Raw genomic sequence first — 12,008 nt, 5'->3', positions numbered from 1 at the left:
CTGCCGATGAACGCAACGCCTGCCCCTGGCCAGGGGCAGGCGCTAGGCACCGTCAGCGCTGATAGGCCTTGCCGTAATGCCGCTCAAGGCGCGCCTGTACCAGCTCCAGCGCGATCGACAACACCCAGTAGATCACGGCCGCAGTGGTCAGCATTTCCAGGTAGCGGTAGCTCGACCGTCCGTAGGACTGGGCCAGGAACATGATTTCCCACACCCCCATCACCGAGATCAACGACGAATCCTTGAGCATGGAGATGAACTGGTTGGCGGTTGGCGGGATGATCACCCGCATGGCCTGCGGCAGTACGATGTGGCAGAAGATTTGCGGCGGGCGCATGCCCAGCGCCAGCGCCGCTTCCCGTTGGCCGCGGGCAACACCCAGAATACCCGCGCGGAAGATCTCACTGAGGTAAGCGCCGTAGTTCAGCGACAGGGCGATGATACCGGCGCTGATCGCGCCGGGCACCAGGCCTATCTGGGGCAAGCCCAGGTAGATGAGCAGAATCTGGATCAGCAGCGGTGTACCGCGAAAAAACGACGTGTAGAAACTGGCAACACCCACCAGCACCGCGCTGCCGGACAAGCGTGCCAGCGCGGCGGCAAAGCCCAACGCCACCGACACCACCATCGAGCACACGCACAGGAACAGTGTCAGCGCTGCACCCTGCAGAAAACCATTGGGCCCCAGTTTGAAACCGGCCAGGTTGGGAAACTTCTCCAGGATGATCGAAAACTTGAGGTCGAAGCTCAGGAAGAACCCGACGAACAGTGCGAACATCACCAGCCAGGTGAGCATCAACCGTGTGCGAAAACCCAGCAGGCGTGTACCCGTGGTACTGGCCACGGGCTTGGGGGAGGGCGGAAACGTGCTCATTTGCTGATATCGGCGCCGATCCACTTCTGCGACAGCTTGCTCAGGGTGCCGTCTGCCTTGAGCTCGGCGAACACCTGGCGAACCTTGGCATCCCACTCTGGGTCGCCCTTCTCGATGGCGACCGAGTTGGGTTCTTCATACAACGGCGCACCGGCGAGCTTGAAACGCTTGTCCTGGTCCAGGCGCGGCTTGGCCGTGACCAGGTTGGTCAGGATTGCATCCAGGCGCACGCCCGCGCCCAGCCCTAGGTCCTGGAACGCCACATTGTCGGTGTCATACGGGGCGATCTGCACGAAGTCGAAGGGGTAGTCGAGGGTTCGGCCCTCGTCGCCCTCGATAACCAGATTCTTGTTCAGGTAGCTCTCATAGCTCGACGCGCTGGTCAGGCCGACCTTGCGCCCATCAAGGTCTTTTGCACCGTGGATGCGGTCATCCTTGGCATTGACCACGATGACAGCCGGGGAGGCGTAGTACTCCACAGGGAAGTCGAACACCTGGGCGCGGGCCTTGCTGGGGGTCATCGAGCAGATGCAGATGTCGTAGCGCCCACTCCAGCGACCGGCGGCGATCACATCCCAGGAAGGCGTCTCCAGGCGCAGCTTCACGCCCAGCTTGTCCGCCACTGCCTTGGCGACGTCCACGTCGAAGCCGTCGAGCTGGTTCTGGTCATTGAGAAACGAGAACGGGGGATAGCTCTCCATCAGTACATTGACCAGTTCCTTGCGTGATTCGACCCGCTCCAGCGTGGCGCCGGCAAAAGCCTGGGTGGCGGTCGCAAGCAGCGCAAGGCTTGCACCGAGCAATGTGGAAAAACGCATGTTCATACCTGAAGTGTTGGCCAAATGAGTATTAGGGTATTAAATAGTTATATATCTAACCCACATAATGAATTTTATTCATAAGCACCTTCAGAGTAGTTATATGACAGAGCGAGCGATGGTGATTCTCGACGGTGGCATGGGCCGCGAACTGCAGCGCAGTGGTGCGCCGTTCCGCCAGCCAGAGTGGTCTGCACTGGCGTTGACCGAGGCGCCGGAAGCGGTGGTGGGGGTGCATGCGGCGTTCATTGCCGCAGGTGCTCAGGTCATCACCAGCAACAGCTACGCGGTCGTCCCCTTCCACATTGGTGAAGCGCGCTTTGCCGAAGAAGGCCGGCAGTTGGCCAATGTTGCCGGGCAACTGGCCCGCCACGCAGCCGACACCGGCCCGCACCCGGTGAGGGTGGCCGGTTCGCTGCCGCCGTTGTTCGGGTCCTATCGTCCCGACCTGTTCCAGCCTGAGCGCGTCGAGGAAGTCCTGCGGCCGCTGCTTGAGGGCCTGGCGCCACACGTTGACCTGTGGCTTGCCGAAACCCAGAGCGCGATCGCTGAAGTCCGCGCCATACGTGCCCACCTGCCCGAGGACGGTCGCCCGTTCTGGGTGTCCTTCACCTTGCAGGATGAAGACGTCGATACGGTGCCGCGCCTGCGCTCCGGTGAGCCGGTGGCCGATGCCGTGCAGGCGGTGATCGAACTGGGCGCAGCAGCGGTGCTGTTCAACTGCAGCCAGACAGAAGTGATCGGCGCGGCCATTGATGTCGCCCGTTCGGTCATCGATCAGCAAGGTGGCGAAGTCGCCATCGGTGCCTATGCCAACGCCTTCCCACCCCAGCCCAAGGAAGCCACCGCCAACGACGGGCTGGACGAACTGCGCGAAGACCTGGACCCACCGGGCTACCTGGCCTGGGCCAAGGACTGGCGTGCACGCGGCGCCAGCATGGTAGGTGGCTGCTGCGGCATTGGCCCTGAGCACATTGCCGAGCTCAAACAGCGCCTCGGCTGACGGGTTCAAGGGCATCTGCAAAGCAAGCGAAGCGTTTAAGTTTGGGAAACGCCGGAACTGACGGTAAGGTTTCAGCATCTTCCATTCATCATGCGCCACGGGCAGTCGTGTTCTGACTGCCCAACCATGGAGCGCAGCGCTGAACGCCAGAAGGAGCAATGCCTATGCCTGAAGAACAACACCGCAGGAGCACCATCAACCCACCTGTCTTTTTCACCAGTGCGATACTGGTGCTGTTGCTGGTTTTATACGCCACGCTTTTCCAGGAGCATGCCCAAAGCGTCTTCGAGCATGTTCAGCAATGGATCGTCACCAATGCAGCCTGGTTCTACATCCTTACCGTCGCCCTGGTGCTGATCAGCGTCGTCTTCCTTGCCGTCAGCCGCTACGGCGATATCAAGCTGGGCCCGGACCACAGCGAGCCCGATTACCCCAACAAGAGCTGGTTCGCCATGCTGTTCTCGGCGGGCATGGGCATTGGCCTGATGTTCTTCGGCGTGGCCGAGCCTGTGATGCACTTCATCAATCCGCCTGTGGGTGACCCCAATACGGTGGCTGCAGCCCGCGAAGCGATGAACATCACCTTTTTCCACTGGGGCCTGCATGCCTGGGCGATCTACGCCATCGTGGCGCTGATATTGGCTTATTTCAGTTTTCGCAACGGGCTGCCGCTTACCCTGCGCTCGGCGCTGTACCCGCTGATCGGGGAGCGTATCTACGGGCCCATTGGCCATGCGGTTGATATCTTCGCCATCCTGGGCACCGTGTTCGGCGTGGCGACCTCGCTTGGTTACGGTGTGCTGCAGATCAATAGCGGCCTGCATCAGCTGTTCGGCCTTCCGATCAGTACCACGATCCAGGTCATCCTGATCGCCGTCACCTGTGCGCTGGCCACGCTGTCGGTAGCCAGCGGCCTGGACAAGGGTATCCGGATTCTTTCGGAGCTCAACCTCGGTCTTGCCGTGGTACTGATGATCTTCGTCCTGGCAGTCGGGCCTACGGTCTTCCTGCTCCAGGCCTATGTGCAGAACACAGGTGCGTACCTGTCCGATATCGTCAACAAGACGTTCAACCTGTTCGCTTATGAACCCACCGACTGGATTGGTGGCTGGACCTTGCTCTACTGGGGCTGGTGGTTGTCCTGGTCGCCCTTCGTCGGGCTGTTCATTGCACGGATTTCCCGTGGTCGCACCATTCGTGAGTTCGTCTGTGGCGTGCTGTTCGTACCGGCAGGTTTCACCTTGCTGTGGATGACCGTATTTGGCGATTCGGCCATTCACATGATCCTGCACGGCGGCATCAAGGACCTGGCCACGGTGGTCGATCAGGACAGTTCGCTGGCCTTGTTCGCGTTCCTCGAGCATTTCCCCTGGTCTACGGCCATTTCGATGCTGGCGGTGCTGATGGTCGTCGTGTTCTTCGTCACCTCAGCGGACTCGGGCGCCTTGGTGGTGGACATGCTGGCTTCGTCTGGCAGGGGACATTCACCGCTCTGGCAACGTGTGTTCTGGTCGGTCAGCATGGGTGCAGTGGCCATTGCACTGCTATTGGCCAACGGTTTGAAGGCCTTGCAGGCTGCCACCATCGCCAGCGCCCTGCCGTTCGCGATCATCTTGCTGTTTTCCATGTGGGGGCTGTTCAAGGCACTGGGGCTGGATGCCACACGGCGTGGTTTGCGAACCCAGGCGTTGCCGGGCCAGCGGCAGGGCCGTCAGAACCACGGCGGCTGGCAGCGTCGGTTGCGCAATATCGCGATGATGCCGCGCAGGGCCCATGTCACTCGCTTCATTGGAGAGGTGGTAAAGCCCGCGTGCGAGGAAGTGGCGCAGGAGCTGCGCAAGCAGGGCTACGAAGTGACGGTGGAGGAGCGCGAAGACGGCCGCATCACGCTGGAGCTTTCTCATGCCGGTGAGGGCCGCTTCAAATACGAGGTTCGCCCTCGCGCCTTCAATACGCCAAGCTTCGTCATGCGTGATGCCGATGACAACAGCGATGCACGCAAGTACTTCCGTGCCGAGGTGTACCTGCGCGAAGGCGGGCAGGACTACGATGTCATGGGCTGGAGCCGTGAAGATGTGATCGGCGACATCCTCGACCAGTACGAGCGCCACCTGCACTACCTGCACGTGGTCAGCTGAACCCGCCTACGTGCGGGCGACCACTGGAAACGCCCGCACGTACACCAGCTCGCAGATCAGTTCGACCACTGTCTGCGTGATCACCGCCGCCGCTGCCAGCGTTCGTATCTGCTCTGGCAAGGCGAGCGCCAACGGCAACACCACCAACGAATTGCGCGTCGAAGCACTGAACATGACGGCGCGCTTCTGTTGTACAGGCAAATCCATCAGCCGTGCCGTCGCCCAGCCAATCACCGGTGCCAAAAGCGCAAAGCCCAGAAACACCGGCACCACGGGCAGCAGTTGATCCAGCGCCTGCAACACGATGCCGATCTGCGAAGCGATCACCACGAACAACACGAGTGCCATCGCCGGCACCGGCATCCAGGCCCAGGCGTCGTTCCAGCGACTGACCCGCTCTGATTTGGCCACGTGTGCACTGGTCAGCACCGCCAAGGCCAACGGCACGACGATCATCAGCACGAACGCCTGCAAGAAAGGCCCGAGCGCCAGGCTTATGTGGTCGCCGTCTTCAAGCATGAGCGCCAGGTAAAGCGGCAGCAGTACCAGCTGCAGCAGCAACAGCACGGGTGTGGCGGCCAGCATGAGCCGTGCATCGCCCTTGCCCATGTGCGTGAACACCACCACGTAGTCGATACAGGGCGCCAGCAGGACCAGCAGGGCGCCGATCAGCAAGGCCGGGTGGCCTGTCAGCCCACGGGTCAACGCCCACGCCAGGACGGGCACCAGCACGAAGTTAGCCAGGAGCAAGGCAGTCATGAACCGCCGATTGGCCAGGCTCGCGCGCAGGTGCAGAAAGGGTATCTGCAGGAACATGGCGTACATCAGCACGGCGATGGCTGGCGTGATCAGTGCTTCCAGGACAGAGGCACTGGCATCGGCTACAAGGCCGAAGGCGATGGCCACCAGCACGGTGGCGAAATAAAGGGGTGTCTGCCGGGTTTCGAGTTGGTCTCTGGTCAAGAACGTACCTGCTTGGAAAAAGTGCAGCGCTGTAGCGCGATGCGGCAATCGAGCGCGTGTGGCCGTTTTAAGACTCGTCTGAGTTATCCAACAGCGCCAGGGCTGCATTCTATGCGCAGCCCACATAACAACCACAGGACGCTGTAATGAATATTCGCGCTATCGCTTTCGCTGCAGCTGCAACCATGGCCGTTCCCGGCCTGGCGAACGCGGCCAACACCATCACCTTCAGCGGAGAAGTCACCGATCAGACCTGCTCTGCTGTCGTCGATGGCAACACCGAGCCAACCGTCGTCATGCAAAGCGTGCCAGCCAGTGCGCTGAGCGGCAGCACCGGCAAAAACACCGGGGAGACCAAATTCACCCTGCGCCTGACCGGCTGCGCCGCACCGACCGATGCCAACGAGCAATTCACCACGCTGTTCCAGGCCACCAACCCGACATCGCTGGGTAACCTGACCAACACCGCCACCAATGGCGCGACCGGCGTTGCACTGCAGTTGCTCGACGCACCCGGCGGTAGCCCGGTGAACCTGGCAGGAGGTGCGGCCGTCAGCGCCGGACAAATCATCCTGAGTTCCGGCCAGACCTCCACAAGCCACGACTATGCCGTGCGTTACGTATCCGAGGCCGCCACCGTTACTGCAGGCCCTGTGCTCGGCGCGGTCACCTACACCCTGCGTTACGAGTAATTGGCGCACGCCACTTTTTCCGACTGCCGCCCTGGGGCTCGTATCCAGGGCGGCAGGCCTTCGAGATATCCGCATGAGAACTTTGTCAGTGGGTCGGCTCAGGCTGGTCGCCATTGCGCTTGCCTTCGTGCTCGGCATGATGGGCGCGTCCCTCGTCCAGGCCAGCGTGGTAGTGACGGGTACACGGGTCATTTACCCCGGTAATGCGAAGGAAAAAACCCTGCAGCTCACCAATCAGGACCCCTTCGCCAATGTCGTGCAAGCTTGGGTGGATGTCGATGACCCTGCGTCCACGCCAGAAACTGCCAAGGCGCCGTTCATGGTCAATCCGGCCGTGTCACGCGTGGCTCCGGGCAGCGGACAATCCCTGAGGCTCATCTATACCGGCGCGGCGCTCCCTCAGGACCGCGAGTCGGTGTTCTATCTGAACGTGCTCCAGATCCCCCCGCGCAATGCCGCACAGGCCGACAGAAGCCAGATGCTGCTGATCCTTCGCAATCGCCTGAAGCTGTTCTACCGCCCTGCTGGCATCGCCGGTACGGCCGAGCAGTTGCCTGAAAAACTAGGTTTCAGTCTGGTCGAGAACGGCGCCAGCTGGCACGTGCTCGTCGACAATCCGACGGGCTTCCATGCCTCGTTCGGGGCGGCGACGATCACTGTCGGCAACAGACAGGTGAAACTGCATGCTGCCATGGTGCCGCCCTACGGCTCGGTGCAGTGGACGCCAGAGGCCAGCGGAGCGCTCACAGGTACAGCGGCGCAGCTCAACGCGCAGTTGATCAACGACTACGGTGCACGTGTGGGCATCACTCATGGCTTGCAGCGCTAATCTGCGGCGCACCTCGGTCCTGCTGGGCGGCCTCGCCTGGATGATGGCCCGGCTGGCCCATGGCGAAGGTGAGTACCGCTTCGACGACAGCCTGTTGCTTGGCTCGGGTCTGGCCGGTGGCAGCCTGGAGCGTTTCAATCGAGCGCAGCAGATCGACCCGGGTACTTACCTGGTCGATGTGTACGTGAACACGCTTTACGTCAACCGAAGCGAAGTGAGTTTCAGACTGCAAGACGATGTCGTCGAGCCCTGTTTTTCCGAACGGTACCTGCATCAACACATGAACGCCCGCACGCTTGAAACGCCTACCGCCGACGCGGCCCAGTGCCTGGCGCTGAGCACGCGGCTACCGGGGGCAACGTTTCAATATGATTCAGCCCGCCTGCGCCTGGACCTCTCCGTGCCCCAGGCATTGCTCGACATCAAGCCGCGCGGCTACGTCGATCCGCAGGACTGGGACGCAGGCGGCACGATGGGCTTCGTCAACTACGACGCAAGCCTCTACAACTCTCGCTACGAAGCATCAGCAAGCCAGGCGGCCAACTACGGCTACCTGGGTCTGAACACGGGCGTGAACGTCGGGCTGTGGCGTTTGCGGCACCAGTCCAACTACAGCTACTCAAGCTTTGGGGGCACTGCGGTCAGCCGCTGGAACAGCATTCGCACGTATGCACAGCGTGCCATTGCCCCTTGGCAGAGCGAACTGACGGTCGGCGACAGCTTCACCGAAGGCAACCTGTTCGGCAGCATCGGCTTTCGGGGCGTGCGCCTGGCCAGTGACGATCGCATGCTGCCTGACTCACAGCGTCAATATGCCCCGCAGGTGCGCGGCACGGCGGTGAGCAACGCTCGCGTGGTGATCAGCCAGAATGGCCGCAAGGTGCATGAAACCACGGTGGCGGCAGGACCCTTTGTTATCGACGACCTGTACGGTACGGCTTACAACGGTGACCTGGATGTGCAGGTAATCGAGGCCGACGGCAGCATCACGCGTTTCACTGTCCCCTATGCGGCGGTGCCCGACTCCATCCGCCCCGGCATCTCTCGCTACAGCGCCACGCTGGGTGAGGTACGCCAGACCGGTGCGAACCAAGGGGCTTTTGCCGAGGCTACTTACCAACGGGGCCTTAACAATGCAATTTCGGCCAACCTGGGCGCTCGGGTAGCGCAGGACTACCTGGCCGTGCTGGGCGGTGGCGTACTGGCAACGCCCTATGGCGCCTTCGGCGTCAACAGCACGTTTTCCAGTGCCACCGTTGAAAACCAACAGCGAAAGCAAGGCTGGCGCATGGGGCTTAGCTACAGCCGTACCTTCCAGCCCACCAACACCACCCTCAACCTTGCGGGGTATCGATACTCAACCCAAGGGTACCGGGATCTGGCCGATGCGCTGGGTGCGCGGCAGGCCTCCGAGCGGGGTGACAGTTGGGACTCGACCAGTTTCAAGCAGCGCAATCAACTGACCTTGCTGGTCAACCAAGGGCTGGGGGGATACGGAAACCTGTATCTGTCTGGCTCGAGCAGCGACTACTACGACGGCAAAAGCCGTGATACGCAGGTGCAGTTCGGTTATTCCAACACCTGGCGGCAACTCAATTACAGCCTGGCCTATTCACGCCAGCGCACGACGTGGTACCGGGACACGGTGACCAGTGCTGCCGTGCCCGATTTCGCCAACCAGGCAGACCAGCACGACACCAGCAATCGCACCAATACCCTGACGCTGACGCTCTCCATGCCCCTGGGCAGCTCGACCCGGGCACCGAGTATCAGCTCGATGCTGACGCAGCGCTCAGGTGATACCAAGGGCAGCAGTTTCCAGACGGGCATCAACGGCACCCTGGGAGCCCAGCGCGACATGAGCTACGCAATCGCGGCCAGTCGTGACAGCGCCGGACGCGGGACGAACTGGACGGGCAATCTCCAGGCACAAAGCGCCGTTGCCACATTCAACGGCGGTTACTCGCAAAGCGCCGATTACCGGCAGGTCAATGGTGGCATTCGCGGGGCAGCCGTCCTGCATGGAGGCGGCCTGACCTTGGGGCCCTATGTGGGGGACACCTTCGCGCTGGTGCGGGCCAAGGGCGCAGGTGGCGCGATCATCCGGGGTGGGCAGGGGGCGCGTGTGAATGCGGATGGCTACGCGGTGGTGCCTTCGCTGTCACCCTACCGGTACAACCCGGTAGGGCTCGACCCCAGCGGCATGGGTGACCAGGCCGAGCTGATCGAAACGGAACGAAAGGTCGCGCCCTACGCCGGTGCTGCGGTGCTGGTCGATTTCAAGACCTTGATCGGCCATGCCCTGTTGATCCAGGCCAGCTTGCCAGGCGGCGGTGCCATTGCGCTGGGCGCCGATGTGCTGGACGAGCAGGGCACCGTCATTGGCATGGTGGGGCAGGGCGGGCAGGTGTATGCACGCGCCCAGGCCGACAGCGGGCGCCTGCAGGTCCGCTGGGGCTCAGGCCCTGACCAGGCATGCCTGTTGCCCTTCGACGTCAACAGCAGCAACGCCCATGACAGCCAGGGCTTCATTCATCTGAAAAGTACATGCACGCCTAACGAGGAACCCTCATGACGCTCAGGGCCTGGCTGTTGGCAGCCTTTGTGTTCGCAACCGTTCAGAACGCCTGGGCGACCTGTTACAAGGTCACCTACGTGGGCGCCGCCACTACCACGGCCAACGATGCCATCCGGCCCGGCGAGGGCACTGCCGGTGCGTGGGCCGGTGGCTGTGATACTTGCAATGGCTCATTGGGCTTACCTAGCGTGATCAATGTCAGCGACCCCAGCTTTCAGCCCTACGGTTCGTTGATTGCCAGTTCGGTGGCGCCTTTCACCCAGTATGGTGCTACGGCCGGATTCAACCCGGAATACGTGTTTTTCCGCTGCGAGGCCCAAGATGCGGTTTACGAGATGTTTTCCACCAACGGTGACGACGTCTACAGCGGCTGGTTCCAGGGGGGCGACAGCGTCGGCAACACCCTGGGCTTGCGCAGCGCCTACCGGACAGCCTGGACGAATGTGCTGTTGCGCCTGACTCACCTGGAAACCGGCCAACTGTTCACCGACGTCTGGCAAGAGCGGCGGCTCACGGGGCTGGACACCGACTCGCGAGGGTATCAGCTGGTCAAGGCCAAGAACCTCAGTGCCGTTCGCGCGGAGCTGTTCAGTGCGCCGAAAGACCCCAGCTACAACTACTACAGCGAAACGGTCTCATCGCAGCTTTACGGCTACGCACAGCCGGCGGCCTACATCGCCATCAAGGGCCCAGGGCTGGCCTATCCGACAGTGGGTCAAACGCATTATGGAAACTGGAGTGGCTGGTACGGAAACTGGCCTGGTGCGTTGGGCTTGTACAACAAGGTCACGCTCAAGCGTTATCCCACCTGCAGCGTCACCAGTGTCACCCCCTATGTAGTGTTTCCCTCGATCAGCGTGAGCGAAATCAACGCGGGCGGCCGCCGCGAAATGCCTTTTCAGATCAACTTTCGCTGCCAGAGCAACATCGTGAACAGCACCAGCGCCAACGGTACGGCCATTGGCATCAAGGTTTCCTCCGGTGCCCTGGCTGCGTCTTCTTCCTTGGGCCTGGTCAATGCCCAGGGCGGCCTGACCTACCTGCTGGCGGACCGTTATGGCCAGGCAGGTGTGGCGCAGGGAGTAGGCATACGGCTGCTGCGCGGCGGTGCGCCCATCAATTTGCTGGCCAATGAGGATTCTGCCAATGGCAGTGGTGCGGCTGGCCGGGGTTGGTACCCGGTGATCAGCAGCGCTGCCAACCTGACCGGTAGCGTCAATGGCATCGGCCAGTACACCGAGACATTCCGAGCCCGTCTGGAGAAACTCTCCACCGGCACCCTGCCTACCGTAAGGCCTGGCCGGGTCGAGGCCACAGCGCAGGTGGTGATACGTGTTCAGTAGCTGTGGGCAACGTCTGCTGCTACTGGTCGCTATGCTGAGCTGCACGCTCGCCAACGCTGGGGTCACTGCCGAGCGGACGAAGGTCATCGTGCATGAAGGCCAGCGCGAAACCTCACTGGCACTGGTCAATCAAAACGCCTATCCGGTCGTGGTCCAGACCTGGGTCGACAATGGGGACCTGGCTGTCACGCCGGACACCGCAAGCGCACCGATCATGCCGCTTCCCCCGATGTTCAGGCTTGAACCCCAACAGCAGCGAAGCGTGCGCCTCGTCACGACCGGGCGGGTGCTTGCCCAGGATCGAGAGTCGTTGTACTGGCTTAATGTGTACGAGATTCCACCTCGGCCGACCGAGGTGCTGGACGAGGGTGCGACGCGCCTGACGATCACGCTTCGCACTCAGTTGAAAGTCATCTACCGGCCCCAGGGTTTGTCGAGCAAGGCCGAGCGGGCACCCTCGCACCTGGTCGTCATAGCCGAAGGTCGCAGTGTGCAGTTGCGCAATCCGACGCCGTTCTACATCTCCCTCTCCCACGCGCAGATCGGCGAAGGCAAGGGCTCGATCGTTCTGGATGCGCCCTTGCTGGCACCGTTCAGTACGCAACGGCAGACGGCACCGGCCACCGTGCCTAGCGACGCAACATTTCGTTTTTCATGGCTGGACGATGATGGCAATGCCCACAATGGTGAACGGCCCATTAGGCATCTGGTGCCCATCAGTGATGGAGCAGGGTCGCCTGCCTTCTCGCCAGATTGAGACTCGTCTTATT

At 61.9% G+C, this 12,008-nt stretch carries 10 protein-coding genes; 7 read left to right on the top strand and 3 right to left on the bottom strand.

Features of this window, described 5'->3' with window-relative positions:
• Positions 1-52: 52 nt before the first annotated feature.
• Positions 53-874 carry an amino acid ABC transporter permease gene (locus CWR53_RS19140; RefSeq protein ID WP_100852258.1) on the bottom strand — a complete coding sequence of 274 codons (822 nt, stop codon included), beginning with the start codon at positions 872-874 and terminating at the stop codon, positions 53-55.
• Positions 871-1,692 carry an ABC transporter substrate-binding protein gene (locus tag CWR53_RS19135; protein ID WP_100852257.1) on the bottom strand — a complete coding sequence of 274 codons (822 nt, stop codon included), beginning with the start codon at positions 1,690-1,692 and terminating at the stop codon, positions 871-873. Before CWR53_RS19135 ends, CWR53_RS19140 begins: the two co-directional genes overlap by 4 nt.
• Before the next feature lie 118 nt (positions 1,693-1,810).
• On the opposite strand from CWR53_RS19135, the gene CWR53_RS19130 reads away from it, so the two are divergent.
• Together CWR53_RS19130 and betT are read left to right on the top strand one after the other, a co-directional pair.
• Positions 1,811-2,695 (top strand): homocysteine S-methyltransferase family protein, encoded by an 885-nt coding sequence (locus CWR53_RS19130; RefSeq protein WP_181405445.1) that lies wholly within the window; start codon positions 1,811-1,813, stop codon positions 2,693-2,695.
• A 164-nt stretch (positions 2,696-2,859) separates the two neighbouring features.
• On the top strand, positions 2,860-4,833 hold the full coding sequence (gene betT / locus CWR53_RS19125) for a choline BCCT transporter BetT (protein WP_100852255.1): 1,974 nt from the start codon (positions 2,860-2,862) through the stop codon (positions 4,831-4,833).
• A gap of 6 nt (positions 4,834-4,839) precedes the next feature.
• On the opposite strand, the gene CWR53_RS19120 is transcribed toward betT, so the two are convergent.
• A complete protein-coding gene (locus CWR53_RS19120) occupies positions 4,840-5,796 on the bottom strand; it encodes an arsenic resistance protein (protein ID WP_100852254.1) in 957 nt (318 codons plus the stop codon).
• A 146-nt stretch (positions 5,797-5,942) separates the two neighbouring features.
• Between CWR53_RS19120 and CWR53_RS19115 the strand changes: the two genes are divergently transcribed.
• The 5 genes from CWR53_RS19115 to CWR53_RS19095 all read left to right on the top strand — a co-directional run bounded on the left by CWR53_RS19115 (position 5,943) and on the right by CWR53_RS19095 (position 11,995).
• Positions 5,943-6,488, top strand: a complete 546-nt coding sequence (locus tag CWR53_RS19115) for a fimbrial protein (RefSeq protein WP_078479122.1) — start codon at positions 5,943-5,945, stop codon at positions 6,486-6,488.
• A gap of 73 nt (positions 6,489-6,561) precedes the next feature.
• Positions 6,562-7,317, top strand: a complete 756-nt coding sequence (locus tag CWR53_RS19110) for a molecular chaperone (RefSeq protein ID WP_058603112.1) — start codon at positions 6,562-6,564, stop codon at positions 7,315-7,317.
• The gene (locus CWR53_RS19105; RefSeq protein WP_100852253.1) at positions 7,301-9,892 is read left to right on the top strand and encodes a fimbria/pilus outer membrane usher protein; all 2,592 of its coding nucleotides are present in this window, start codon (positions 7,301-7,303) and stop codon (positions 9,890-9,892) included. Before CWR53_RS19110 ends, CWR53_RS19105 begins: the two co-directional genes overlap by 17 nt.
• Entirely contained in the window at positions 9,889-11,238 is a 1,350-nt protein-coding gene (locus CWR53_RS19100) for a fimbrial protein (protein WP_100852252.1), read from the top strand. The genes CWR53_RS19105 and CWR53_RS19100 overlap by 4 nt, the downstream gene beginning before the upstream one ends.
• A complete protein-coding gene (locus CWR53_RS19095) occupies positions 11,228-11,995 on the top strand; it encodes a molecular chaperone (RefSeq protein ID WP_258313168.1) in 768 nt (255 codons plus the stop codon). The genes CWR53_RS19100 and CWR53_RS19095 overlap by 11 nt, the downstream gene beginning before the upstream one ends.
• Positions 11,996-12,008: the final 13 nt, after the last annotated feature.

The organism is Pseudomonas sp. SGAir0191 (assembly GCF_002812565.2).
Classification (GTDB): domain Bacteria; phylum Pseudomonadota; class Gammaproteobacteria; order Pseudomonadales; family Pseudomonadaceae; genus Aquipseudomonas; species Aquipseudomonas parafulva_B.
This window is presented reverse-complemented; position numbering and strand designations above follow the sequence as displayed.

Coding starts and splice junctions, on each gene's coding strand:
- CWR53_RS19140 (WP_100852258.1), bottom strand. CDS start 874: ATGAGCACGTTTCCGCCCTCCCCCAAGCCCGTGGCCAGTACCACGGGT.
- CWR53_RS19135 (WP_100852257.1), bottom strand. CDS start 1,692: ATGCGTTTTTCCACATTGCTCGGTGCAAGCCTTGCGCTGCTTGCGACC.
- CWR53_RS19130 (WP_181405445.1), top strand. CDS start 1,811: ATGGTGATTCTCGACGGTGGCATGGGCCGCGAACTGCAGCGCAGTGGT.
- betT (WP_100852255.1), top strand. CDS start 2,860: ATGCCTGAAGAACAACACCGCAGGAGCACCATCAACCCACCTGTCTTT.
- CWR53_RS19115 (WP_078479122.1), top strand. CDS start 5,943: ATGAATATTCGCGCTATCGCTTTCGCTGCAGCTGCAACCATGGCCGTT.
- CWR53_RS19110 (WP_058603112.1), top strand. CDS start 6,562: ATGAGAACTTTGTCAGTGGGTCGGCTCAGGCTGGTCGCCATTGCGCTT.
- CWR53_RS19105 (WP_100852253.1), top strand. CDS start 7,301: ATGGCTTGCAGCGCTAATCTGCGGCGCACCTCGGTCCTGCTGGGCGGC.
- CWR53_RS19100 (WP_100852252.1), top strand. CDS start 9,889: ATGACGCTCAGGGCCTGGCTGTTGGCAGCCTTTGTGTTCGCAACCGTT.